18 protein-coding genes are annotated in these 25,677 nt (G+C 52.3%); 13 read left to right on the top strand and 5 right to left on the bottom strand.

Translation table 11 applies throughout. The annotated features are described in order from the left end of the window. Positions 1-56 precede the first annotated feature (56 nt). Entirely contained in the window at positions 57-1,025 is a 969-nt protein-coding gene (trxB, locus tag WCC56_RS17895; RefSeq protein ID WP_424693673.1) for a thioredoxin-disulfide reductase, read from the bottom strand. A gap of 530 nt (positions 1,026-1,555) precedes the next feature. Between trxB and lrp the strand changes: the two genes are divergently transcribed. The 7 genes from lrp to WCC56_RS17860 all read left to right on the top strand — a co-directional run bounded on the left by lrp (position 1,556) and on the right by WCC56_RS17860 (position 11,142). Continuing rightward, positions 1,556-2,050 (top strand): leucine-responsive transcriptional regulator Lrp, encoded by a 495-nt coding sequence (lrp, locus tag WCC56_RS17890; RefSeq protein ID WP_013201514.1) that lies wholly within the window; start codon positions 1,556-1,558, stop codon positions 2,048-2,050. A 119-nt stretch (positions 2,051-2,169) separates the two neighbouring features. Next, positions 2,170-5,685: a DNA translocase FtsK 4TM domain-containing protein gene (locus tag WCC56_RS17885; protein ID WP_424693672.1), complete on the top strand. Its 3,516-nt coding sequence runs from the start codon at positions 2,170-2,172 to the stop codon at positions 5,683-5,685. A 202-nt stretch (positions 5,686-5,887) separates the two neighbouring features. Further along, the gene (gene lolA / locus WCC56_RS17880; RefSeq protein ID WP_424693671.1) at positions 5,888-6,499 is read left to right on the top strand and encodes an outer membrane lipoprotein chaperone LolA; all 612 of its coding nucleotides are present in this window, start codon (positions 5,888-5,890) and stop codon (positions 6,497-6,499) included. A gap of 7 nt (positions 6,500-6,506) precedes the next feature. Continuing rightward, positions 6,507-7,850, top strand: a complete 1,344-nt coding sequence (locus WCC56_RS17875) for a replication-associated recombination protein A (protein ID WP_424693670.1) — start codon at positions 6,507-6,509, stop codon at positions 7,848-7,850. Positions 7,851-7,943: 93 nt separating this feature from the next. Continuing rightward, positions 7,944-9,236, top strand: coding sequence for a serine--tRNA ligase (serS, locus tag WCC56_RS17870; RefSeq protein ID WP_424693669.1), 1,293 nt, complete (start codon positions 7,944-7,946; stop codon positions 9,234-9,236). A 102-nt stretch (positions 9,237-9,338) separates the two neighbouring features. Then, positions 9,339-9,464, top strand: coding sequence for a molecular chaperone TorD family protein (locus tag WCC56_RS17865; protein WP_424693697.1), 126 nt, complete (start codon positions 9,339-9,341; stop codon positions 9,462-9,464). A 526-nt stretch (positions 9,465-9,990) separates the two neighbouring features. After that, on the top strand, positions 9,991-11,142 hold the full coding sequence (locus WCC56_RS17860) for an MFS transporter (protein ID WP_424693668.1): 1,152 nt from the start codon (positions 9,991-9,993) through the stop codon (positions 11,140-11,142). Positions 11,143-11,202: 60 nt separating this feature from the next. Here WCC56_RS17860 and pflA read toward each other — a convergent pair whose 3' ends face one another. The 4 genes from pflA to ycaO all read right to left on the bottom strand — a co-directional run bounded on the left by pflA (position 11,203) and on the right by ycaO (position 17,437). Then, entirely contained in the window at positions 11,203-11,943 is a 741-nt protein-coding gene (gene pflA, locus WCC56_RS17855) for a pyruvate formate lyase 1-activating protein (RefSeq protein ID WP_424693667.1), read from the bottom strand. Between the two features lie 158 nt (positions 11,944-12,101). Beyond that, positions 12,102-14,384 (bottom strand): formate C-acetyltransferase, encoded by a 2,283-nt coding sequence (pflB, locus tag WCC56_RS17850; RefSeq protein ID WP_424693666.1) that lies wholly within the window; start codon positions 14,382-14,384, stop codon positions 12,102-12,104. A gap of 84 nt (positions 14,385-14,468) precedes the next feature. Then, the gene (gene focA, locus WCC56_RS17845; RefSeq protein ID WP_424693665.1) at positions 14,469-15,326 is read right to left on the bottom strand and encodes a formate transporter FocA; all 858 of its coding nucleotides are present in this window, start codon (positions 15,324-15,326) and stop codon (positions 14,469-14,471) included. Positions 15,327-15,679: 353 nt separating this feature from the next. Then, positions 15,680-17,437 (bottom strand): 30S ribosomal protein S12 methylthiotransferase accessory factor YcaO, encoded by a 1,758-nt coding sequence (ycaO, locus tag WCC56_RS17840; protein WP_424693664.1) that lies wholly within the window; start codon positions 17,435-17,437, stop codon positions 15,680-15,682. Positions 17,438-17,648: 211 nt separating this feature from the next. On the opposite strand from ycaO, the gene serC reads away from it, so the two are divergent. The 6 genes from serC to WCC56_RS17810 all read left to right on the top strand — a co-directional run bounded on the left by serC (position 17,649) and on the right by WCC56_RS17810 (position 25,644). Continuing rightward, a complete protein-coding gene (gene serC / locus WCC56_RS17835; RefSeq protein ID WP_424693663.1) occupies positions 17,649-18,734 on the top strand; it encodes a 3-phosphoserine/phosphohydroxythreonine transaminase in 1,086 nt (361 codons plus the stop codon). Positions 18,735-18,819: 85 nt separating this feature from the next. Continuing rightward, the gene (gene aroA, locus WCC56_RS17830) at positions 18,820-20,103 is read left to right on the top strand and encodes a 3-phosphoshikimate 1-carboxyvinyltransferase (RefSeq protein WP_424693696.1); all 1,284 of its coding nucleotides are present in this window, start codon (positions 18,820-18,822) and stop codon (positions 20,101-20,103) included. 206 nt (positions 20,104-20,309) lie between these two features. Further along, entirely contained in the window at positions 20,310-20,996 is a 687-nt protein-coding gene (cmk, locus tag WCC56_RS17825; RefSeq protein ID WP_424693662.1) for a (d)CMP kinase, read from the top strand. Positions 20,997-21,124: 128 nt separating this feature from the next. Next, positions 21,125-22,798, top strand: coding sequence for a 30S ribosomal protein S1 (gene rpsA, locus WCC56_RS17820; RefSeq protein ID WP_424693661.1), 1,674 nt, complete (start codon positions 21,125-21,127; stop codon positions 22,796-22,798). A gap of 85 nt (positions 22,799-22,883) precedes the next feature. Continuing rightward, entirely contained in the window at positions 22,884-23,168 is a 285-nt protein-coding gene (gene ihfB / locus WCC56_RS17815) for an integration host factor subunit beta (protein WP_013201528.1), read from the top strand. Between the two features lie 211 nt (positions 23,169-23,379). Then, positions 23,380-25,644, top strand: a complete 2,265-nt coding sequence (locus tag WCC56_RS17810; RefSeq protein ID WP_424693660.1) for a ComEC family protein — start codon at positions 23,380-23,382, stop codon at positions 25,642-25,644. Positions 25,645-25,677 lie beyond the last annotated feature (33 nt).

Raw genomic sequence — 25,677 nt, 5'->3', positions numbered from 1 at the left:
AAAAAGGCGACCTGTTGAGGTCGCCTTTGGCAAGATTGATGCAGAGTGTTAACAACTTACTGAGAGTTTTTAACCAATCCATCCAGGTAGCGTTCTGCATCCAGCGCGGCCATACAGCCGGTGCCGGCAGAGGTAATGGCCTGACGGTAGATATGGTCCATCACATCACCTGCGGCGAACACGCCAGGGATACTGGTCTGAGTGGCGTTGCCCTGCAGGCCAGACTGGACTTTGATATAGCCATTTTCCAGTTCGAGCTGATCTTTGAAAATGCCCGTGTTCGGGCTGTGACCGATAGCCACAAACAGGCCAGCGACAGTCAGCTCTTCAGTCTGCTGATCGTCCAGCGCAGAGCGCAGGCGCAGGCTGCTAACACCCATCTGATCGCCCATCACTTCGTCCAGCGTCTGATTAGTGTGCAGGACGATATTGCCGTTGCGCACTTTCTCCATCAGTCGGTCGATAAGGATCTTTTCGGCGCGGAAGCTGTCACGGCGGTGGATCAAATGCACTTCAGCGGCGATATTCGCCAGATAAAGCGCTTCTTCAACGGCCGTATTACCGCCGCCGATCACGGCCACTTTCTGGTTACGGTAGAAGAACCCATCGCAGGTTGCACAGGCAGAAACACCACGCCCTTTGAAGGCGTCTTCAGAGGGCAGGCCCAGATAGCGGGCAGAAGCGCCGGTGGCGATGATCAAGGCATCAGCAGTATATTCCGCGCTGTCGCCAATCAACCTGAATGGGCGAGTCTGAAGATCGACCGTGTGAATATGGTCGAAAATAATCTCGGTGTTAAATTTCTCGGCATGCTCCTGCATACGTTCCATCAACGCCGGACCGGTCAGATCGTTCGCATCGCCCGGCCAGTTTTCCACTTCAGTGGTGGTGGTCAACTGACCGCCTTTTTCCAGACCGGTGATCAACACTGGATTCAAATTGGCACGCGCTGCATAGACGGCAGCGGTATAGCCAGCCGGGCCTGAGCCCAGGATAAGTAATTTACTGTGTTTGGCCGTGCTCATGAGACCCTCATTATTTGTCTGGCAAACATTTTTCGATTGTAGGGAATTTAACGCGGCAACAAAAGCATTCTGCGATTTTGTTAACGATGACTGCAAAAGGTTTGACCAATGAACCCCGTGAACCATGCTGGGGAGTTGTGCGCCATTTTGGGGCAAAGGAGGGGTTCTGATAGTGCAACCTGCTGAAAATATCCATTTAAAAACAGTCACGCAGCGATACTTCTGGCATGTTGTACTGGTTTTAGTTGTTTTGCTTTGACAATCGGCTGCGCTTTTGCGAAAACAGTGTAGGAAGCAGAGGGGATTTAGGCTGGCAAAACAGATTTTCATTCTCTGTTTTGGCACGCCAGCCGAATAAAACTCAGTCTGTCATTGGTCATGACGCATGGTGTGGACAGACAACATGCGTCATACGGATGGGCGCTTTGTGAGAAGCGCAGCAGGCTCCTGACTTCACTTAGAACAACCCTGCACATCGAATGCGCCAGGGTATGGCAAGTAAAGGGAAGGCATTTAGAGAGACAATAATAATGGTAGACAATAAAAAACGACCTGGTAAAGATCTGGACAGGATCGACCGCAACATCCTTAACGAACTGCAAAAGAATGGTCGAATTTCTAACGTCGATCTTTCTAAGAGTGTGGGCTTATCCCCAACACCTTGTCTTGAGCGTGTTCGTCGCCTCGAGCGCCAGGGATTCATCCTTGGCTATACCGCGCAGCTGAATCCGCACTATCTGGACGCTTCACTGCTGGTATTTGTTGAGATTACTCTGAATCGTGGTGCGCCGGATGTGTTTGAGCAATTTAACGCCGCCGTCCAAAAACTTGAGGAAACTCAAGAGTGTCATCTTGTTTCAGGCGATTTTGACTATCTGCTGAAAACCCGTGTGCCTGATATGTCGGCTTATCGCAAATTGCTGGGCGAAACCCTGCTACGTCTGCCGGGCGTGAACGATACGCGGACCTATGTCGTCATGGAAGAAGTGAAACAAAGTAACCGCTTAGTCATTAAAACGCGGTAACACAGGGCAGGTGCAAAACCTGATAGTTTTCGGTACACTCCTGTGAATTCATACAGGTTCAGCGTCGGGCTTGCCCGGCGCTGTTGCCTCCATAGTTTACAGGCCCCTGGAGAGTACTCTTGAGCCAGGAATACACAGAAGATAAAGAAGTATCCTTACAACCGCTTAGCAGTGGGCGTCGTCTGCTCGAAGCGTTGTTGATTGTTGTGGCTCTTTTTGCCGTCTACCTGATGGCAGCACTGGTGAGCTTCAATCCTTCCGATCCCAGCTGGTCCCAGACCGCCTGGCATGAACCTATCCACAATGTGGGCGGCGGCATTGGCGCCTGGCTTGCGGATACCCTGTTCTTCGTTTTTGGCGTGATGGCGTATGCCATTCCTCCGGTCATTTTAGGTCTCTGCTGGATTACCTTCCGCCAGCGCCATTCTCAGGAATTCATTGATTACTTTGCGGTAGCCTTGCGTATGATTGGCGTGCTGGCGCTGGTTATCACTTCCTGTGGGCTGGCGGCGCTGAATGCGGATGATATCTGGTACTTCGCCTCTGGCGGCGTGATTGGCAGCCTGCTGAGTAATGCGATGGCTCCCTGGTTCAGCAGTGCAGGCGGGACGTTAACGCTGTTGTGCATCTGGGCAGCGGGTCTGACGCTTTACACCGGCTGGTCCTGGCTGACGATTGCCGAGAAAATCGGGGGTGCGGTGATGGGCGTGCTGACGTTCGCCAGTAATCGTTCGCGCACTGATGAGCGCTGGCATGAGGATGAGTATGAAGAAGAGCAGGGCAATGAGGCTTCCGCCCAGCCTGTTCTGAAGCAGAGCGCTCACAACGAAGTAGATGATGTGCTGTTGTCCGCACCGAAGAATGTGCTGCATGAAGAGGAAGCTGAAGATGAGGATAACGATCCTCTGCTCAGCAAACCGGTTGCAGTTGCAGCGGCATCTGCACCAGTAGCCGCAGCTTCGCCTTCTTCCGCCGTACCTTCTGCTCCTGCGTCTCCGGTTGCGACTTCACAGCCTGCGCATGCCTTTGCTCCAGCTCAGGCTGCCGTTCCGACATCGGCTCAACCTGCTCAGTCTGCTCCACCCGCTCCAGCGGCAGAAACGCCTGAACTTTATCGTTTTGAAATGCCTGCTGAGACCACGCCTGCACCTTCTGTGCAGGTAGATGAAGATGATGACGGTCCGAGAATGGGGAACTGGCGTGACAGCTCTTCTTCCTCGCCGTTCGACTTCTCGGCCCCACAGGGCACTCAGCCAACCGATAGGGTCACTGGCGTTCAGGGTGCCGTAGCGGCGGCTAAAGTGGCAGCGGCATCTGCGCCGTTTATGCCAGGATTTAGTGCCACCAGTGAGGCACCGGGTAATCCTCAGGTTAAGCAGGGCATCGGCCCGGCATTACCTCGTCCAAATCCGGTTAAATTGCCAACACGACGCGAACTGGCTTCATATGGCATTAAATTGCCTTCTCAGCGTATGGCCGAAGAGAAAGCGAAAGAAGAGCAGGAACTGCTGCAGCCAACAGCTCAAACTCTTCCAGCAGCAGACGATCAGGATGCTATGGAGATCGAAGAAGCGCATCTGCGCGAGGCCTTTATGGCTCAGCAGCAAACGCGCTACGGAGAGGAGTTTGCTGAGGAAGATGAAGCCGCTGTTGAACAGGCTGCGCTTGCTCGTCAGTTTGCTGAACAACAGCAGCAGCGTTATGGCGAAGAACAGCAGCAGGCTCCTTCCCTCAAGCTGGACACCGCCGGGGCGTTTGATTTCTCTCCAATGGATGATTTGGTTGATAACGGCCCAAGCGAGCCGCTGTTTACCCTGCCAGCAGAAGCTGATAAAGCGGCTGAGCAGTGGCAGCAACACAGCTCTACGCCCGAACATGCGCCGGTACAGCAACCTGTAACGCCGTCGTGGCAGACGCCTCCAGTTCAGACTCAGGCTCCAGCTGCGCCGTCGTGGCAGTCGCCTCCGGCCCAACCTCAGGCTCCAGTAGAGCCGTCCTGGCAGACGCCTCCAGTTCAGCCTCAGGCTCCCGTTGCCCCTTCGTGGCAAGCACCTCAGGAGCCAGCGGCACCTGAGCCAGCGCCAGCCAAACCGGCTGAGGATAGCTTGTTCCATCCGTTCCTCGTTCGTCATGAGCAGCGCCTGGAGCGACCAACAACTCCGCTGCCGTCACTGGATTTACTGACAGAACCGCCTGTTGAAGCCGAACCTGTCGATATGTTTGCTCTTGAGCAGATGGCTCGACTGGTTGAGGCCCGTCTGGCTGATTACCGGGTGAAAGCCGAAGTTGTCGGCATCTCTCCTGGTCCGGTTATTACCCGCTTCGAGCTGGATCTGGCACCGGGCGTAAAAGCTGCCCGTATCTCCAACCTGTCTCGTGACCTTGCGCGTTCGCTTTCTGCGGTTGCCGTTCGCGTGGTGGAAGTGATCCCTGGCAAGCCGTATGTCGGCCTGGAACTGCCTAATAAGCATCGCCAGACGGTGTACATGCGTGAAGTGCTGGAGTGCTCTAAATTCCGTGACAATCCTTCACCGCTAGCCGTGGTGTTGGGTAAAGATATCTCTGGTCAGCCAGTGGTTGCGGATTTGGCGAAGATGCCTCACTTGCTGGTAGCCGGTACCACGGGTTCGGGTAAGTCTGTCGGCGTCAACGCAATGATCATCAGCATGCTGTATAAAGCCTCGCCGGAAGATGTGCGCTTTATCATGATCGACCCGAAAATGCTGGAGCTATCCGTCTATGAAGGCATCCCTCATCTGCTGACTGAAGTCGTTACCGATATGAAAGACGCTGCCAATGCGCTGCGCTGGAGTGTGGGGGAGATGGAGCGTCGTTATAAGCTGATGTCGGCGCTTGGTGTGCGTAACCTTGCGGGCTATAACGAGAAAGTGGCTCAGGCTGAAGCTATGGGTCGCCCAATTCCGGATCCTTTCTGGAAACCGGGCGACAGCATGGAGACTACGCCACCCGTACTGGAAAAACTGCCGTATATCGTCGTGCTGGTGGATGAGTTCGCCGACCTGATGATGGCGGTGGGCAAGAAAGTGGAAGAGCTGATTGCTCGTCTGGCACAGAAAGCTCGTGCAGCGGGTATCCACCTGGTTCTGGCTACACAGCGTCCGTCGGTCGATGTTATTACTGGCTTGATCAAGGCTAACATCCCAACGCGTATTGCCTTCACCGTATCAAGCAAGATCGACTCCCGTACTATTCTTGACCAGTCAGGCGCAGAATCGCTGCTGGGAATGGGTGACATGCTGTATATGCCGCCTAACTCCTCAATGCCTGTACGTGTTCACGGTGCTTTCGTCCGCGATGAGGAAGTTCACGCGGTTGTTCAGGACTGGAAAGCTCGTGGTCGTCCTCAGTACATTGAGAGCATCACCGCTGGTGAAGAGAGCGAAGGCGGTGTGACACTGGACGGAGATGAAGAGCTGGATCCGTTGTTCGATCAGGCTGTTGGCTTCGTGGTGGAAAAACGCCGTGCTTCCATTTCGGGTGTGCAGCGTCAGTTCCGCATTGGTTATAACCGTGCGGCACGCATCATTGAACAGATGGAAGCGCAGGGGATTGTTTCTTCACAGGGCCATAATGGTAACCGTGAAGTGCTTTCACCGCCGCCACATGAGATGTAGTTCGGCTGTTCAGTCAGTTTTGCCTTAAAATACGGGCCGGGGAGACCCGGCCCGTTGAGTTTCTGGGGCGGATCCCCATATCAGACAGTATTGCCAGTTTCATTCAGGGGATCCCCTGTTGATTTCGTCAGTGCCTGGCTACAGTTATCCTCCCAGGCTTCCCCGCATATCGGGATAAAAAAGTTTTAATAAGGATGCCCTAATGAAAAAATTGATCGTTTCCTGCTGTCTGCTGACCGCCTTTGCTTCTGCCAGCGTCCTGGCCGATGCTTCTTCAGATCTGCAGCAGCGTCTGGATAAAGTGAAGAGCTTCCACGCCAGCTTCACCCAGAAAGTCACCGATGGCAGCGGTCAGTCCGTGCAGGATGGGGAAGGCGAGCTGTGGGTTAAACGCCCGAACCTGTTCAACTGGCATATGACGGCACCGGATGAAAGCGTATTGATTTCAGACGGTAAAACACTGTGGTTCTATAACCCGTTTGTTGAGCAGGTCAGTGCAACCTGGTTGAAAGACGCTACCAGCAATACCCCGTTTATGCTGATCGCGCGTAATCAGGGCAGCGACTGGAAGCAGTACAACATTAAGCAGCAGGGTGACAACTTCGATCTGACCCCTAAATCGACCGATGGCAACCTGAAGCAGTTCACCATCAATGTGTCTGGTAACGGTACCATCAACCAGTTCAGCGCCGTGGAGCAGGATGGACAGCGCAGCAGTTATGCCCTGAAAAGCCAGCAGAATGGGGCTGTAGAAGCCAGTAAATTCCAGTTCACACCGCCAAAAGGCGTGACGCTGGACGATCAGCGTCAGTGAGGTTAGCTTGAATACTCTGTCTCTGGATTTCTCCCACAACGAATTTCAGCCTCTGGCCGCCCGTATGCGGCCACGAACGCTGGCGGAATATATCGGGCAGCAGCATTTACTGGCTGCCGGTAAGCCCTTGCCAAGAGCGATTGAGGCCGGACATCTGCATTCAATGATCTTGTGGGGGCCACCAGGGACAGGGAAAACCACGCTGGCGGAAATTATTGGCCGCTATGGTCAGGCTGATGTGGAGCGTATCTCTGCTGTCACTTCAGGTGTAAAAGAGATCCGTGAAGCCATTGAGCGTGCAAGGCAAAACCGCGATGCAGGTCGCCGCACCATCCTGTTTGTTGATGAAGTTCACCGCTTCAACAAAAGTCAGCAGGATGCGTTCTTGCCGCACATCGAAGATGGCACCATCACCTTTATTGGTGCCACAACTGAAAACCCCTCGTTTGAACTCAATTCAGCTCTGCTTTCCCGTGCCCGCGTCTATTTACTGAAATCCCTGACCAGTGAAGATATTGAAATCGTGCTTACACAGGCGATGAAAGATAGCGAGCGCGGCTACGGTAAAGAAAACATCGTCCTGCCGGAGGCTACAGGCAGAATGATTGCCGAACTGGTAAACGGCGATGCTCGCCGTGCGCTTAACACGCTGGAGATGATGGCCGATATGGCGGAGGTCAACAGCAAAGGCAAGCGAGAGCTGACGGCTACACTGCTAAATGAAGTCTCAGGCGAGCGCAGTGCCAGATTTGATAATAAAGGTGACCGCTTTTACGATCTGATTTCCGCACTGCATAAATCTGTTCGCGGCTCAGCACCTGATGCGGCCTTATACTGGTATGCCCGTATTATTACGGCTGGTGGCGACCCGCTGTATGTTGCCCGTCGCTTGCTGGCGATCGCTTCTGAAGATGTTGGCAATGCCGATCCCCGAGGTATGCAGGTAGCGATTTCAGCCTGGGACTGTTTTACCCGTGTTGGCCCGGCGGAAGGTGAAAGGGCCATTGCGCAGGCAATTGTTTATCTGGCATGTGCTCCTAAGAGCAACGCTGTTTACACCGCTTTTAAAGCAGCAATCCGCGATGCCAAAGAGAATCCAGATTTTGATGTGCCGGAGCATCTGCGTAATGCGCCGACCAAGCTGATGAAAGAGATGGGGTTGGGTGCGGAATACCGTTATGCCCATGATGAGCCAAATGCTTATGCGGCGGGTGAAGACTACTTCCCATCTGAAATGGCACGTACGCGTTATTACCAACCGACTTCCAGAGGTCTTGAAGGGAAGATTGGTGAAAAGCTAGCCTGGTTAGCTGAGCAGGATCAAAATAGCCCGACAAAACGCTACCGTTGACAGTGACGTTGCGGTAAGGTTGGCAAGGAATTCAACGCATTCGCATGCCGGATGCGCCCCTCATTTACTCACTCGAATAATCACAGGATAAGCATGCTCGATCCCAATCTGCTGCGTAATGAGCCAGACGCAGTCGCTGAAAAACTGGCACGCCGGGGCTATAAGCTTGACGTTGACACGCTGCGTTCGCAGGAAGAGCGCCGTAAAGTTCTGCAGGTCGAAACGGAAACACTGCAGGCAGAACGTAACTCCCGATCCAAATCTATCGGGCAGGCCAAGGCGCGTGGGGAAGACATCGAGCCATTACGTCAGGAAGTGAATGCGCTGGGCGAGAGCCTGGATGCGGCCAAAGCGGAACTGGACGACCTGCTGAATGCCATTCGTGAAATGGCTTCTGCTATCCCAAACATCCCGGTAGATGAAGTCCCACTGGGCAAAGACGACAGTGAAAACCTCGAAGTCAGCCGCTGGGGAACCCCGCGTGAATTTGATTTCGCCGTTCGCGATCACGTAGAACTGGGCGAAATGGCTTCCGGTCTGGATTTCGCTATGGGCGCCAAGCTGACAGGTTCACGCTTTGTGGTGATGCAGGGACAAATCGCGCTGATGCACCGTGCTTTGAGCCAGTTCATGCTGGATCTGCACACCGAGCAGCACGGATATCTGGAAACGTATGTTCCTTACCTGGTTAACCATGCTTCGCTGCACGGTACCGGCCAGTTGCCTAAGTTCGGCGAAGACCTGTTCCACACTCGTCCACTGGAAGAAGAAGCTTCCAGCAGTGACTACGCACTGATCCCGACTTCTGAAGTGCCGCTGACCAATATGGTACGCGATGAAATTTTGGAAGAAGAGTCTTTGCCATTGAAGTTCACTGCACACACGCCTTGCTTCCGTTCTGAAGCCGGTGCTTATGGTCGTGATACCCGTGGGCTGATCCGTATGCACCAGTTTGATAAAGTTGAAATGGTGCACATCACTCGCCCGGAAGATTCCATGGATGCCCTGGAAGAACTGGTAGGGAATGCAGAGAAGGTGCTTCAGCTGCTGGATCTGCCTTATCGTAAAGTGCTGCTTTGCACCGGCGATATGGGCTTCGGCTCCTGCAAAACTTACGACCTGGAAGTGTGGCTGCCAGCGCAGGACACTTACCGTGAGATCTCTTCCTGTTCAAACATGGGAGATTTCCAGGCGCGTCGTATGCAGGCTCGTTGCAGAACCAAAACCGAGAAGAAAACACGCCTGGTGCATACCCTTAACGGGTCTGGTCTGGCGGTAGGTCGTACTCTGGTTGCGGTGCTGGAAAACTACCAGCAGGCCGATGGTCGTATTGCCGTCCCTGAAGTGCTGAAACCTTACATGAAAGGTCTTGAGTTCGTCGGTTAATTCCTGACGTTCGCTGCTAAAAAGCCTGCTGCCTCTGGCCGCAGGTTTTTTTTTGATTTACATCGCTCAATCCCGCTGCTGAGATCAATTACGGCCTGAGAAATCCGGGCCAACTGGCAAACGCTGTTTATTGGCCCGAAGGCATTTAAGGCGCCGCCGTGGGGATCTGTTTATCTTGACGGGGAAAGTGTCCTTTTTGGCGACTCAACGCATTCTCTCCGTCACTAAATAGAAAGTCGCGATCTTCGTACTGAATTAACCTCGCCTGAGCCGGAACAACACTTTGTATTATTACTGCTGCTAAGCCCCTCTGTGCTGACATCAGCCTGACTGGCTTAAGGAGCTGTTGCGACAACATCTCCTGCTTTGGTACTGACGTTATCAGAAACTGCCAATCCTGCAGGACCAGGAGGCGATTTACCCCGGAGTGGCACTGTTGGCCCGGACAATGCTGGAGGCGTAGCATAGAGATGATAAGTGGCCATTAATGCCCACAAAGCTCTATTTTTGAGACAAAGATGTCCAAAAAAAAATGTTATCGATGTTTATCTGGGTGAAAGGGCTAAAGTTGTCATTTTTCATGAAGATAGCAATAGCAGTTGTTGCAATGAACCCTCCGCTAAGTCGTTGTAGATAAAAAAATTAAATCGGCCCGCAGCAAATCGTGCTGCGACCAATTTTTGGCCGTTGACTTTATTTAAGCTAATGGCATTATGCGCGCAAAATCTTCTCCTCTTTTGGTTGTTCCACCACTATGTCCACCTGGTCTCGCCCTGTAATTGTGCTGCTTTGCGGCCTTATGCTGCTGACGATTTCGATCGCCGTGCTGAATACGCTGGTGCCTCTCTGGCTCACCCACGATCTGTTGCCAACGTGGCAGGTTGGGATAGTCAGTTCCTCGTACTACACCGGTAATCTGGCTGGTACTCTCGTTGCAGGTTGGGCAATCAAACGGCTGGGCTTCAATCGAAGCTATTACCTGGCTTCAGTGCTGTTTGCGCTGGCTACCGCTGCGTTAGGACTGGAAAGTGGTTTCTGGGCCTGGGCAATGTGGCGTTTCGTCGCCGGGATTGGCTGCGCACTGATTTGGGTTATTGTGGAAAGTGCCCTGCTGTGCAGTGGAACACTTCGTAACCGTGGACAACTGTTGGCCGCCTATATGATTGTTTACTACATCGGCACCGTTGCTGGTCAGCTGTTGGTCAGTAAAGTCTCCACCGAACTGCTGCACGTCCTGCCTTGGGTAACCGGCATTATCGTGGCAGCCATCCTGCCGCTGGTCTTTACTAAAGTGACTGCGAAGGGCGATGACGAAGAAGCTGCACCAGGGCGCATGTGGACCATGCTGCGCCGGCGTAACGCGCGTCTTGGCATCAACGGCTGCATCATCTCTGGCATTCTGCTTGGCTCGCTGTATGGCTTGATGCCACTGTATCTCTCTCATCAGGGGATGAACGATGCCACGGTTGGGTACTGGATGGCATTGATGGTCAGCGCCGGAATTGTGGGGCAATGGCCTGTTGGCCGCCTGGCAGACCGCTATGGTCGTCTGCTGGTGCTGCGCGTTCAGGTATTTGTGGTGATCCTCGGTGCCTTTGCGATGTTGGGCAACGCGGCAATGGCACCAGCGCTGTTTGTGCTGGGCTGTGCGGGCTTTACTTTGTATCCGGTAGCCATGTCATGGGCTTGTGAAACGGTGGCTCACCATGAGCTGGTGGCGATGAACCAGGCGCTGCTACTGAGCTACACCGTCGGCAGCCTGCTGGGTCCGGCGATGACCTCAATGCTGATGCAGAACTATTCCGACCCTGTGCTGTTTATGATGATTGCCGCAGTCGCCTTCGTCTACCTGGTGATGCTGCTGCGTAAAACGGACAAGCAGGCCACACCAATCGCTCATGCCTGATTTTATCGCGATAAAAAATGGAGCCGAAAGGCTCCATTTTTGTTTGCGGAGAGAGTGGGATCAGTACATCACTTTGTGACCGTAGCCTTCGAGGATGCTTTTAACCCGATCCATGGTTTCTGCTTTGGGTGGATGAACCCCATCCAGCTTGTACTCTTCACCCATCGCGACCCATTTATGTTTGCCCAACTCGTGATAAGGCAGCAGCTCGATTTTTTCCACGTTGCCCATATCACGAGTGAACTCCCCGAGAAGGTGCGCTGAGGCATCATCATCCGAATAGCCCGGGACCACCACATAACGGATCCAGGTTCGGATCTTTTTCTTCGCCAGGTAGCGGGCAAAATCCAGCGTACGGTGGTTTGAGACACCGACCAAAACCTGATGAACGTCATCATTGATCTGCTTAAGATCCAACATGACAAGGTCAGTCACTTCCAGCAGTTCATCAATGACCGGATCATAGCGACGAACAAACCCGTTGGTATCGAGGCAGGTATTGATGCCTTCAGCATGACAGGCGCGGAACCAGTCCCGCACAAACTCAGCCTGTAAAATCGCTTCGCCGCCAGAAGCAGTCACGCCGCCGCCGGAAGCATTCATAAAGTGACGATAGGAAACCACGTCCTTCATCAGGTCTTCAACGGTGATCTCTTGGCCGCCATGCGTGTCCCAGGTATCACGGTTGTGGCAGTAGAGGCAGCGCATCAGGCAGCCCTGGAAGAAGGTGATAAAACGGATGCCGGGGCCATCTACGGTCCCGCAGGATTCAAATGAGTGGATACGGCCGGTTACTGACATTGCGATGAGTTCTCCACGGTAAACCTGCCTTCAGCAGGTACGCAGTCTTTAAGCTGCGTTAAGTCTGTTTTGCCAGCGGTCTGGTTGAAAGGTCAGGCGGCTGGCAAACAAGGCTTGCGAAAAGGCTCCACCACAGTGGAGCCTTACTGCTTCGCTAATTACATGCTTTTAGTGAAGGTACGGGTAATCACGTCCTGTTGCTGCTCTTTGGTTAAAGAATTGAAACGAACAGCATAGCCAGACACGCGGATGGTTAGCTGTGGATATTTTTCAGGATCTTCCATCGCTTCCAGCAGCATCTCGCGGTTCATCACGTTGACGTTGAGGTGCTGACCGCCTTCGATATTGGCTTCATGATGGAAATAACCATCCATCAGGCCAGCCAGGTTAGCTTTACGCACATCATCATCTTTCCCTAAGGCATTAGGCACGATGGAGAAGGTGTAGGAAATACCGTCTTTCGCATAGGCAAACGGCAGTTTGGCTACAGAAGTCAGAGAAGCGACAGCCCCTTTCTGATCGCGACCGTGCATTGGGTTAGCACCTGGTCCAAACGGTGCGCCAGCGCGACGTCCATCCGGAGTGTTACCGGTTTTTTTACCGTACACCACGTTAGACGTGATGGTGAGGACAGACTGAGTAGGCACAGCGTTGCGGTAAGTCTGCAGTTTCTGAATTTTCTTCATGAAACGTTCAACCAGGTCGCAGGCAATGTCATCTACACGAGAGTCATTGTTACCAAACTGCGGGTATTCACCTTCAATTTTGAAGTCGACAGCCAGGCCATCTTCATCACGAATGGTGGAAACTTTCGCGTATTTGATAGCAGACAGGGAGTCAGCTGCAACAGACAGGCCGGCAATACCACAAGCCATGGTGCGATAAACATCACGGTCGTGCAGCGCCATCAGCGAAGCTTCATAGCTGTATTTGTCATGCATATAGTGAATGACGTTCAGCGCAGTCACGTACTGTTTTGCCAGCCAGTCCATAAAGTGATCCATACGGTCCATCACTTTATTAAATTCCAGCACTTCATCCATCATTGGCGCTTCTTTCGGGCCAACCTGCATTTTCATTTTTTCATCCACGCCGCCGTTAATCGCATACAGCATGGTTTTTGCCAGGTTGGCACGTGCACCGAAGAACTGCATCTGTTTGCCGACAATCATCGGGCTAACGCAGCAGGCAATGGCGTAGTCATCGTTGTTAAAGTCAGGACGCATCAAGTCGTCGTTTTCGTACTGGACGGAAGAGGTGTCGATAGAGACTTTAGCCGCATATTTTTTAAAGTTCAGCGGGAGCTTTTCAGACCACAGAATGGTCATGTTCGGTTCTGGTGAAGGCCCCATAGTGTAGAGGGTGTTCAGGAAACGGAAGCTGCTTTTGCTCACCAGCGTACGGCCATCAACGCCCATACCAGCCAGGGATTCCGTGGCCCAGATTGGGTCACCGGAGAACAATTCATCGTATTCTGGGGTACGCAGGAAGCGGACCATACGCAGTTTCATGACCAGGTGGTCAATCAGTTCCTGAGCGTCATCCTCGGTGATTTTGCCCGCTTTCAGATCCCGTTCGATAAAGATATCCAGGAACGTAGAAACACGACCAAACGACATTGCTGCCCCGTTCTGTGATTTCACTGCCGCCAGATAACCGAAGTAAGTCCACTGCACAGCTTCCTGAGCCGTTTGCGCCGGGCCAGAGATGTCACAGCCATATTTCGCAGCCATCTCTTTAATCTGCTGCAGCGCGTGGTGCTGGTCAGCAATTTCTTCACGCAGACGGATGGTGGCTTCAAGATTCACGCCATTTTCCATATCTGCCTGCAGCGAGGTGAACTGTGCAAATTTGTCTTTCATCAGCATATCAATGCCGTACAAAGCTACGCGACGATAGTCACCGATGATACGACCACGGCCATAAGCATCTGGCAGACCGGTCAGCACGCCAGATTTACGGCAGCGCAGAATGTCCGGGGTGTAGACGTCAAAGACGCCCTGATTATGGGTTTTACGGTATTCGCTGAAGATTTTTTTCAGGCCTGGATCCAGTTCACGACCGTAAACTTTACAAGAGCCCTCTACCATTTTGATGCCGCCGTAAGGGATCAGGCCGCGTTTCAATGGCGCTTCAGTCTGCAAGCCGACGATGGTTTCCAGTTTTTTATTGATGTAGCCCGCATCATGAGACGTGATGGTAGAAGCCAGGTCGGTATCAAAATCTACTGGCGCATGGGTACGGTTTTCCAGTTTGATGCCTTCCATCACGCTGTCCCACAGGGACGTAGTGGCGGCGGTGGCACCGCTCAGGAAGGACTCATCACCTTCATACGGGGTATAGTTTTTCTGAATGAAGTCACGCACGTTAATGCTGTTCTGCCATTCGCCCTGTGCAAAGCTTTCCCAGGCCGCGACCTGTTTTTCGTTGTGCTCGCTCATTTGATACCTACCTTAATTACGTGAAGTTCTGTTGTTCCTGCTGCCAGCCATCAGCAACAGGTGCTAGATCAGTTTGTGGTGTACTCAGTCATGACCGTTGTCACGCAGGTAAATCACCCAATAGGTCAGTCCTACAAGGAACCCACCGCCGATAATGTTGCCGATCGTGACCGGAATCAGGTTGTCAGTGATAAAGTTGCTGACTGTCAGATGTGAGAACTGTGCGGCTGTAGCGCCAGTGGCCTGCCAGAAGTCGGGGCCAGAAAAATCCTTGATAACAATCGCCAGAGGCACGAGAAACATATTGGCAATGCTGTGTTCAAAGCCGCTGGCAACGAACATCGCTACCGGAAGTAGCATCGCTAACATTTTGTCAGTCAGGCTGCGGCCGGAATAACTCATCCAAACCGCCATACACACCATCAGGTTAGCCAGGATCCCCAGGCAGACAGCCTCAAGAAAAGTATGGTGCATTTTATGGTCAGCGGTTTGCAGGACATTAAGCCCCCAGACGCCATTGTCGGCCATTGCCTGGCCAGCGAACCAAATCAGAGCAACAAAGAACATCGCACCGAAGAAATTGCCAACGTAAACGATGATCCAGTTGCGGGCCAGCTGCGCCCAGCTGATGCGTCCACTAGCTTTGGCGACCATGGTTAACACGGTGGAAGTGAAAAGGTCAGCGCCACAGACGACGACCAGCATCAGACCGAGAGAGAAGCAGAGACCACCAACCAGTTTGCTCATGCCCCAGGGTGCAGCGGCTGAACCTGTAGTGGCCGTGATATAAAAGACAAAGGCGATGGAGATGAAGACACCGGCGGTAATCGCCAGGAAAAATGTGGTGAAGGGTTTTTTTGTCGCTTTATAGACGCCAGCTTCTTCAGCCACTTTGGCCATTTCAGACGGTAAGAGTAAGTCAAACGGGTTGCCAGCTTTCACACTAACTACTCCCTAAATTAGTCAACGACGAAATACTAACAAAGGAGTATAGGTGAGAAATTGACATGGATCATGTTGGCCTGGAGTATCTGGCCTTAATGGTCTGTTTTATGTGGGGTTAATAGGTTAAATTATTGATTTTGTTGTATAAATACTTTTTTAGTTTATAAAATAAAGTTGAATATAGCACGATATGTGCCTTATTGAGGCAGGATTGAGACGGGAAATGTAGCTGCAAGGTTAAAGTATTAGTCTTATTACAATTAGGCGTTACTTTAAAATAACATTTGATGACGTGGCGGAAAGAAAAGAAGAAAAAGGCAATCGAGAGCGTCCCCGATTGCCCGAAAGCCTTATTTCCAGTTAAGACGTTTTGCTTGCTGGAGCTTCTCATAAGCGGCAAGCAATGACTGATGAGCCGGGAAGGCCATCAAATCTTCGTCTACCGACTGTAACCCATAGAATGGCGCTTCACCGCTGATGGCCGCCGAGGCTGCTTCCACAGCGTCCAGACCGTACATGCGGACGAATGCAGTGTGATACTGCACCGGATCGCGTTCTTCTTCCTGGCTCAACAGCAGCAGCGTTTGCAGGCAACGGTAATAGTTAGCGCGGGCTGGAGTGAAGATAGAGTTGTTAAACTCCATGGTCCATTCCGTCCAGATCAAGGCCTGATCCAGATCGCCACCGGCCAGAGCCAGCATCGCTTTCAGCTCGCCAATGCGCAGGGTATACCAGCCATTATCTTTACCGGTTGCCAGGCCAAGCAGCTCGCGTACACGAGTGAAGTCATCATGACCGTCTTCATCCAGACGCTCGATCAGTGACAGATAGTCCTCTTTTTCCCACTGAGTTTCAGGCAACGACAGCAGCGTTTCACGCAAATAGGCGCCCATGCTGTTGTTTGCCAGCAGCAGATCTTCAGCTGGATAAATATCGGACATGCCCGGCACGATGATGCGGCAAGCATAGACATCCAGATGCTGGTAATCAGCAATGTAGACTTCCTGGTCTTCCGCTTTGAAGATCGCCATCAACGTGGCGAATTCTTCTTCTGTAGAACCGTCGAAACGCCAGTCAACAAACGGATAGTCGGCATCGTCTTTGAACATGTCCCAGGAGATCAGACCGCTTGAATCGATGAAATGCGTCTCGAGGTTGGCATGTTCAGCCACTTCTTCGTCATCGAAGGTAGGCGGTGTGAAGACATCCAAATCCTTCAGGCTACGGCCTTGCAGCAGTTCGGTAACGGTACGCTCCAGTGCAACACCGAAATCAGGGTGCGCGCCAAAGGAAGCGAAACAGGTGCCGTTTTCTGGGTTGAAAAGTACCACGCAGATAACCGGATACTTGCCGCCAAGTGAAGCATCATAAGAGAAGATCGGGAACCCTTCGGCTTCCAGCTTATTGATGGATTCCACGACGCCCGGATAGCGATCCAGCACGTCTTGTGGGATCAAAGGCAGGCTGATGGATTCAGCAATAATACGATTCTTGATATAGCGTTCGAACACTTCAGACAGACCCTGTACACGCGCTTCATTAGGCGTGTTACCGGCAGACATGCCGTTAGAAACATACAGGTTACCGATGATGTTCATCGGGATGTAAACCGTCTGCTGATCGGACTGACGAGTAAAAGGCAGGGCGCAAATACCGCGATCGCTGTTACCGGACTGCAGATCGATTAGATCGCTGGCGCTGACTTCCTGCTCAGGATCGTAAAAGGCGGTCAGACGTTCGTCCAGAATACCGGCCGGCAGGCTGTCGTCTTCTGGCAGCGGGAACCATTTTTCATTTGGGTAATGAACGAAGTCACCGTTGGCAACCTTGTTGCCCAGCCAGAAATCGGCGAAGAAGTAGTTGGTAGAAAGGCGTTCGAAGTATTCGCCCAGCGCCGAGGCCAGAGCGGCTTTCTTGCTGGCGCCTTTACCGTTGGTAAAACACAGCGGGCAGTCGCGGTCTCTGATATGAACTGACCAGACATGAGGAACCGGGTTCAGCCAGGAAGCTTCTTCAATATTGAAGCCCAGATCCTGCAATTTTTGCTGAAAGCGTGCGATGGAATCTTCCAGCGCGGCGTCTTTGCCTGGAATATAAGTTTGCGTCATAGTGCCCACTCGTTTTGGGTTGTGCCGAAAGTGCGCAATGATACGGGGTTTCTGTCCGATCTGCTACGCGAGGGGGGAAATTCCTGTTGTCGCGGGCTGGCATCTTTCCGGAACTGGTCGGCTGACCCGATTAATCATTGCAGGCAGGGAAGGGCAATGATAAAACCGATAGCAGAATAGCAATCGATTGATCTGAAAGTGGTGAGGGGAAATGAGTCAGGTTTTCAATTTTAGCTCCGGCCCAGCGATGCTGCCGGCGGAAGTTCTGCGTCGCGCAGAACAGGAACTGCGTAACTGGCAGGGATTAGGCACCTCAGTGATGGAGATTAGCCATCGCAGTAAAGAATTTATTCAGGTTGCCGAAGAGGCAGAGAAAGATTTTCGTGACCTGTTAAAAATCCCTTCCAACTACAAAGTGTTGTTCTGTCACGGTGGTGCGCGAGCTCAGTTCGCGGCTGTCCCAATGAACCTGTTAGGCAATAAGACCACCGCCGATTACGTTGACGGTGGCTATTGGGCACACAGCGCTATCAAAGAAGCGTTGAAATACTGCACGCCTAACGTCATTGATGCACAAACCAAGGTAGAGGGGCTACGGGCGATCACGCCAATGAGCAGTTGGGCACTGTCTGACGATGCTGCCTACGTTCACTACTGTCCGAATGAAACCATTGATGGCGTTGCCATTAATGAAGAGCCAGATTTTGGCGACAAAGTTGTGGTAGCCGATCTCTCCTCCACCATTCTTTCTTCCCCGCTGGATATCAATCGTTACGGCGTTATCTACGCAGGCGCGCAGAAGAACATTGGTCCTGCTGGCCTGACGCTGGTGATCGTTCGTGAAGATCTGCTGGGTAAAGCGAAGAAAGAACTGCCTTCGATCCTGGATTATCAGGTCCTCAGCGAAAACGAGTCGATGTTCAATACGCCTCCAACCTTCGCCTGGTACCTGTCTGGTCTGGTGTTCAAATGGCTGAAAGAGCAGGGCGGCGTTGCTGAACTGGATAAGCGCAACCAGGCTAAAGCCGATTTGTTGTACAGCACTATCGATAACAGCGATTTCTACCGTAACGAAGTGGCTATGGCAAACCGTTCCCGTATGAATGTGCCTTTCCTGTTGGCTGATTCTTCGCTGGATAAAGTGTTCCTCGACGAATCTGTAGCGGCTGGCTTACATGCATTGAAAGGCCACCGTGTAGTGGGCGGCATGCGCGCTTCTATTTATAATGCGATGCCGTTGGAAGGTGTGAAAGCATTGACCGACTTTATGATCGATTTCGAGCGTCGTCACGGTTAAGACCACCGGATAGCTCTTGGCAAGTTGAAACCCCGCAAGGCTGCGGGGTTTTAGTGTTTTTTATTTGGAGAATATGTTTCGCATGTTGGAATCCCTGACCCTACAACCGATCGCGCTGGTAGACGGCACCGTAAACTTACCTGGCTCTAAAAGCGTGTCGAACCGCGCTTTACTGCTGGCGGCGCTGGCTAAAGGCACCACACGCCTGACCAATCTGCTGGACAGTGATGATGTGCGTCATATGCTGACCGCACTGAAAGCGCTGAACGTCAGCTATTCGCTTTCCGACGATCGGACAGTCTGTGAAGTGACCGGTCAGGGTGGTCCACTGCATGCGGAAGGCCCGGTAGAACTGTTTTTAGGTAACGCAGGTACCGCAATGCGCCCGCTGGCTGCCGCTCTCTGCCTGGGAAGTAATGACATTGTGTTGACCGGTGAGCCACGGATGAAAGAGCGTCCGATTGGGCACCTGGTTGATGCGCTGCGTCAGGGTGGCGCTGAAGTCAGCTACCTCGAGCAAACCGATTACCCACCGCTGCATCTGAAGGGGGGGTTTAGCGGTGGCGAAGTGTCGGTTGATGGTAGTGTCTCCAGCCAGTTTCTGACGGCTTTGCTGATGACGGCTCCGTTAGCGCCGAACGACACCAAAATTGTGATCAAGGGCGATCTCGTCTCCAAACCTTATATTGATATCACGCTGAACCTGATGCGCACGTTTGGCGTTGAAGTGAAGAATGATAACTATCGCGAATTCCATATCGCTGCTAATCAGCAGTATGTTTCACCTGGCGACTACCTGGTGGAAGGTGATGCTTCTTCGGCTTCCTATTTCCTGGCGGCTGCGGCCATCAAAGGCGGCACAGTTAAGGTGACCGGCATTGGTCGTAACAGCATGCAGGGGGATATTCGTTTTGCCGATGTGCTGGAGCAAATGGGCGCGGTGATTGAGTGGGGCGATGACTATATTTCCTGCACTCGTGGTGAGCTCAACGCTATCGATCTGGATATGAACCATATTCCTGATGCGGCGATGACCATTGCTACTGCGGCACTGTTTGCTAAAGGCACCACGGTGATGCGTAACATCTATAACTGGCGCGTGAAGGAAACCGATCGTCTGGCTGCAATGGCGACGGAGTTGCGTAAAGTGGGCGCTGAAGTGGAAGAGGGGCATGACTACATTCGTGTAACGCCTCCAGCAGCGCTGAAGTTTGCTGAAATCGGAACTTACAACGACCACCGCATGGCGATGTGCTTCTCGCTGGTGGCTTTATCTTCAACGCCGGTGACTATTCTCGATCCAGGCTGTACCGCTAAAACCTTCCCTGACTATTTCGAGCAGCTGGCTCGTATCAGTCAGTTGGCATAATTCTGCAAATCCGCTGCATTCAGGTGCAGCGGATTGCGAGCCAACTCACGTCCTGCAAGGTTGTTCCCCTCATCCTCACAATTAAGCTGACAAATAATTTAATCTCGACCAGGCTTAAGGGGTAACGATCCTTGCATAAGCTGCGTATAATGCCCGTCGATATTTGCCTGAGCAGTTAACTGGCATTCCACCGACAGGAGAAAGAGATGACGGCTATAGCCCCGGTTATCACCATTGATGGCCCAAGCGGTGCTGGTAAAGGGACCTTGTGTAAAGCAATGGCTGAAGCCTTGCAGTGGCATCTGCTGGATTCGGGCGCGATTTATCGCGTACTGGCACTGGCCGCCTTGCATCATCAGGTGGATATGACCTCTGAAGAAGCACTGGTGCCGATTGCAGCCCATCTCGATGTCCGTTTTGTCTCGACCAACGGCGAGATGGAAGTGATTCTGGAAGGCGAGGATGTTTCTGGCGAAATCCGTACTCAGGATGTCAGCAACACCGCATCAAAAGTGGCTGCTTTCCCGCGCGTGCGTGAGGCTTTGCTGCGTCGCCAACGTGCCTTCAGGGATGCGCCAGGTTTGATTGCTGATGGTCGCGATATGGGTACAGTAGTTTTCCCGGATGCACCGGTGAAAATCTTTCTGGATGCCAGTTCGGAAGAGCGCGCGCACCGTCGTATGCTACAGTTGCAGGATAAAGGCTTTAATGTTAACTTTGAGCGCCTTTTATCCGAGATAAAGGAACGTGATGACCGCGATCGTAATCGCGCCATTGCACCACTGATACCGGCAGACGATGCGCTGGTGCTGGATTCAACCAGCATGTCAATTGAGCAAGTTATTGAAACTGCACTCAATTATGCGCGTGAAAAGTTGTCATTGCCGCAGTGAATCACGGGCCAGACGGTCCGTATGAATCTCTTAACCCTGTGATATGGACGTCATGGGGCATGTGAAACAACCCCACCCGTCAGGATGTCAGGTGGACGTTAAATTGAAGAATCCATAAGATTATCAATATGACTGAATCTTTTGCTCAACTATTTGAAGAATCCTTAAAAACAATCGAAACCCGTCCGGGTTCCATCGTTCGTGGTGTTGTTGTCTCTATCGACAAAGACATCGTTCTGGTTGATGCGGGTCTGAAATCTGAATCTGCAATCCCTGCAGAGCAGTTCAAGAACGCAGCCGGCGAACTGGAAATCCAGGTTGGCGACGAAGTTGACGTTGCACTGGATGCGGTAGAAGACGGCTTCGGTGAAACTCTGCTGTCCCGTGAGAAAGCTAAGCGTCACGAAGCCTGGATCACGCTGGAGAAAGCTTACGAAGAAGCTGAAACTGTTACCGGTGTTATCAACGGCAAAGTTAAAGGCGGCTTCACTGTTGAGCTGAACGGCATTCGCGCGTTCCTGCCAGGTTCCCTGGTTGATGTGCGTCCAGTGCGTGACACTCTGCACCTGGAAGGCAAAGAGCTTGAATTCAAAGTCATCAAGCTGGATCAGAAACGTAACAACGTGGTTGTTTCACGTCGTGCGGTTATCGAATCCGAAAACAGCGCAGAGCGCGATCAGCTGCTGGAAAACCTGCAGGAAGGCATGGAAGTTAAAGGTATCGTTAAGAACCTGACTGACTACGGTGCATTCGTTGATCTGGGCGGCGTTGATGGCCTGTTGCACATCACTGACATGGCATGGAAACGCGTTAAGCATCCAAGCGAAATTGTCAACGTGGGCGACGAAATCACTGTTAAAGTGCTGAAGTTCGACCGCGAGCGTACCCGTGTGTCTCTGGGTCTGAAACAGCTGGGCGAAGATCCTTGGGTCGCTATCGCTAAGCGTTACCCAGAAGGGACTCGTCTGACTGGCCGTGTAACTAACCTGACCGACTACGGCTGCTTCGTTGAAATCGAAGAAGGCGTTGAAGGCCTGGTACACGTTTCAGAAATGGATTGGACCAACAAAAACATCCATCCGTCCAAAGTTGTTAACGTTGGCGATGTTGTTGAAGTTATGGTTCTGGATATCGACGAAGAACGTCGTCGTATCTCCCTGGGTCTGAAGCAGTGTAAAAACAACCCATGGCAGCAGTTTGCAGAAACCCACAACAAGGGCGACCGTGTTGAAGGTAAAATCAAGTCAATCACTGACTTCGGTATCTTCATCGGCCTGGACGGCGGCATCGACGGCCTGGTTCACCTGTCTGACATCTCCTGGAACGCTACCGGAGAAGAAGCAGTTCGTGAATACAAGAAAGGCGACGAAATCGCTGCTGTTGTACTGCAAGTTGACGCAGAGCGCGAGCGCATCTCCCTGGGCGTTAAGCAGCTGGCAGAAGACCCGTTCAACAACTACATCTCTCTGAACAAGAAAGGTGCCATTGTTAACGGTAAAGTGACTGCTGTTGATGCTAAAGGTGCTACAGTTGAACTGGCAGACGGCGTTGAAGGTTACCTGCGCGCTTCTGAAGCTTCAGTTGACCGCGTAGAAGACGCAACTCTGGTTCTGAATGTTGGCGACGATGTTGAAGCCAAATTCACCGGTGTTGACCGTAAAAACCGCGTTGTTAGCCTGTCTGTTCGTGCAAAAGACCAGGCCGACGAGAAAGAAGCCATTGCTACTGTTAACACCAAACAGGAAGAAGGCAACTTCTCTAACGCTATGGCTGAAGCTTTCAAAGCAGCTAAAGGCGAGTAATTGCTTTTGCATCAGGGCGGCGTAAGCTGCCCTGAAATAGCCGTTACTGTCAGAGCTTTTCCAACAGGAATTTACCGGAGGATTTATGACCAAGTCAGAACTTATTGAAAGACTTGCTGGCCAGCACTCTCATATTCCGGCGAAAGTCGTTGAGGATGCGGTAAAAGAGATGCTTGAGCACATGGCGACCACTTTGGCCCAGGGCGAACGCATTGAAATCCGGGGTTTCGGCAGTTTTTCTTTGCATTACCGCGCGCCTCGTACCGGCCGTAACCCGAAAACGGGTGACAAAGTGGAGTTGGAAGGTAAATACGTTCCACACTTCAAGCCAGGTAAAGAGTTGCGTGACCGTGCAAATATCTACGGCTAACGCTGAAGCACTACGCGATAAAACGACACTTCGGTGTCGTTTTTTTTTGCCTGTTATTTAGCCCGGCTTTGCGGGCAGCTGCGCAATAAAAAGGGTGGCGCTGAAAGACAATTCAAAAGAGTGCACAGCAGTTAACAGGGCAGAAAACCTGCGGCTGCAACAGCCTGGGCAGTGAGGATAAGATCTGCCGACGGAATAATGGAGAACCGTCATGCCTTACAGTTTAAGCCGTCTTGCCATGTGGGTAATCATTGCCTCGCTCCCTCTTACTTTTCTTTCCCGGCTTCCTGCCGCCCGCTATGACCTCTGGCTGATCCTTCCTTCTTTGTACTTAGTGATGCAGCGCCAGCGTTGGATGAAAGACATCGCTGTGTGCGTTTTGCTGTTTCTTTGGGCTGTAATGGCGGCAAGGAGCCTGTCAGAACAGATTGTCACGTTGTCCGCAAAGACGCTGACTACTACTACAACAATAGACTCTGTGCTGCATAACTCTCAGCGGCTAAAACTGCGGATTGTCAGCGTTGCAGGACAAAGGCTGTTCCCTCCGGTATATGCTTTAGTCAGTAGTAAAGAGCTGTCTGAGTCATTTTGTAGCGGCCAGCGTTGGCAAATGACGCTGAAGCTCAGACCCGTTCATGCCCGGTTAAATGAAGGCGGGTTTGACGCGCAAAGGTTCGCTCTGGCGAACAGCACGCCGCTGACCGGGAAAATAGTCTCGCTGGCTGCTGTAGATGACACCTGCAACTGGCGTGAAAGGATCATTCAACGCAGCCGAGGGTTTTACGCTGGGTATTCCTGGCAGGCAATCCTCTCTGCGCTAGCTTTTGGCGAGCGGGGGGACATTAGTCTACAGATGTCACAGTTACTAAGAGAGACGGGAACGGCGCACCTGATGGCCATTTCCGGGATGCACATCAGTCTGGCTGCCAGTGTGGGTTGGCTGTTCGCCAGAGGTGTGCAGATTGCTTTCAGAGCGGCATGGATTGGCTATCGTTTCCCTTTGATTTGCAGTGTGCTTGTCGCGTTACTCTACTGCTGGCTTGCGGGAGCCAACCCTCCGTCAGTCAGGGCAACGTTAGCCGTCGGCATCTGGAGCGGGTTACGCATGGCAGGCGTTCGTTGTAGCAACTGGCAGGTTTGGGGGGTGTGTATTGGGTGTATTCTGTTCTTCGATCCTCTGAGCCTACTTTCAGACAGTCTGTGGCTTTCTGCTGTGGCGGTAGCGGGATTATTGTTGTGGTTCCATTGGTTCCCCTTACCGACGACATTCACCGGTAAGAAACGCTGGCTACCCTTGCAACTGCTTCATCTTCAGGTGGGTATATTTTTACTGTTAATGCCCATGCAACTGATGATTTTTCATGGCTTCAGTCTCAGTGCTTTAATCGCTAATTTGTGGGCCGTCCCGTTGGTCACATTCCTGACCGTCCCGCTTATTCTGTGCGCGCTAAGTTTTTTGCCTTTAGCACAAGTCAGTCAGGGATTTTGGTGGCTGGCCGACAGGTCACTTGAAGGGGTGTTTGTCCCTCTGGCCTGGTTGCCTTCGGGCTGGTGGTCAGTGGACAAGCAGGCGCTGTTGATCTGTGCTGTTATTTGGGCAGCTGTAGTCAGTTGGCGTTTCAACTGGTGGCGTTCCTCGCCAGCCGCTCTGGCTGGTTTTTGTCTGGCCTTAGCCTGCTGGCGGCTAAATAGTGAAGAACCAAAGTGGCGGCTGGATATGCTGGATATTGGACATGGCCTTGCGGTAGTGATTTCGTCCGGAGGTGAAGCGCTGGTTTATGATACCGGCAACAGTTGGCCCGGTGGTGATGCGGCTAAGAGCCAGATCATTCCCTGGCTGAACTGGCAAGGGCTTGAGGTTAACCATATCGTCCTCAGTCACGGTCATCTGGACCATATTGGCGGCCTGAAGAGTCTTCAGGCCGCTTTTCCTGCAGCGGTAATACACAGCGGGCTGGCAGGGCAAGGGCATTTCCCTTGTGAGCAAGGGGTAAACTGGCGTTGGCAGAATTTGTCTCTCAGAGTTCTTTGGCCACCACCGGGGCAAGGGAAAGCCGGTAACAATCAATCCTGCGTGCTGAGGGTGAGCGACGGAAAATGGCGAGTGCTGTTAACGGGCGATATCGAAGCTCAGGCTGAGTATGATTTAGTCCGTTTAAACCGGGAGGCTTTACGTGCGGATATCTTGCAGGTGCCTCACCACGGCAGTTCAACGTCTTCAGTCCCCCCTCTGCTCAGAGCTGTAGGCGGGAAGGTGGCGCTGGCTTCTGCTGCTCGTTACAGTGCATGGAAATTACCGGCGGAAAAAGTGATTTCCCGATACAAAGAGAATCACTACAGCTGGTATGACACGGCGCTTGAAGGGCAGCTCAGCGTCCGGTTTTTTGAGAAAAACTGGGAAGTTAGCCGTCTGAGAGCGCAAATAATGAGCCGATGGTATCATCAGTGGTTTGGCGTACCACGTTATTCCAGGTAGAATGAGCGGCTATTTTCAATTAAAGCTGGTTAA

Origin of the sequence: Erwinia sp. (assembly GCF_049696395.1) — a bacterium.
GTDB lineage: Bacteria > Pseudomonadota > Gammaproteobacteria > Enterobacterales > Enterobacteriaceae > Erwinia.
The sequence above is the reverse complement of the archived record's forward strand: the minus strand, read 5'-3'. Positions and strand labels throughout refer to the sequence as shown.

Coding starts and splice junctions, on each gene's coding strand:
- rpsA (WP_424693661.1), top strand. CDS start 21,125: ATGACTGAATCTTTTGCTCAACTATTTGAAGAATCCTTAAAAACAATC.
- WCC56_RS17810 (WP_424693660.1), top strand. CDS start 23,380: ATGCCTTACAGTTTAAGCCGTCTTGCCATGTGGGTAATCATTGCCTCG.
- lolA (WP_424693671.1), top strand. CDS start 5,888: ATGAAAAAATTGATCGTTTCCTGCTGTCTGCTGACCGCCTTTGCTTCT.
- WCC56_RS17860 (WP_424693668.1), top strand. CDS start 9,991: ATGTCCACCTGGTCTCGCCCTGTAATTGTGCTGCTTTGCGGCCTTATG.
- pflB (WP_424693666.1), bottom strand. CDS start 14,384: ATGAGCGAGCACAACGAAAAACAGGTCGCGGCCTGGGAAAGCTTTGCA.
- lrp (WP_013201514.1), top strand. CDS start 1,556: ATGGTAGACAATAAAAAACGACCTGGTAAAGATCTGGACAGGATCGAC.
- ihfB (WP_013201528.1), top strand. CDS start 22,884: ATGACCAAGTCAGAACTTATTGAAAGACTTGCTGGCCAGCACTCTCAT.
- pflA (WP_424693667.1), bottom strand. CDS start 11,943: ATGTCAGTAACCGGCCGTATCCACTCATTTGAATCCTGCGGGACCGTA.
- ycaO (WP_424693664.1), bottom strand. CDS start 17,437: ATGACGCAAACTTATATTCCAGGCAAAGACGCCGCGCTGGAAGATTCC.
- cmk (WP_424693662.1), top strand. CDS start 20,310: ATGACGGCTATAGCCCCGGTTATCACCATTGATGGCCCAAGCGGTGCT.
- trxB (WP_424693673.1), bottom strand. CDS start 1,025: ATGAGCACGGCCAAACACAGTAAATTACTTATCCTGGGCTCAGGCCCG.
- serS (WP_424693669.1), top strand. CDS start 7,944: ATGCTCGATCCCAATCTGCTGCGTAATGAGCCAGACGCAGTCGCTGAA.
- serC (WP_424693663.1), top strand. CDS start 17,649: ATGAGTCAGGTTTTCAATTTTAGCTCCGGCCCAGCGATGCTGCCGGCG.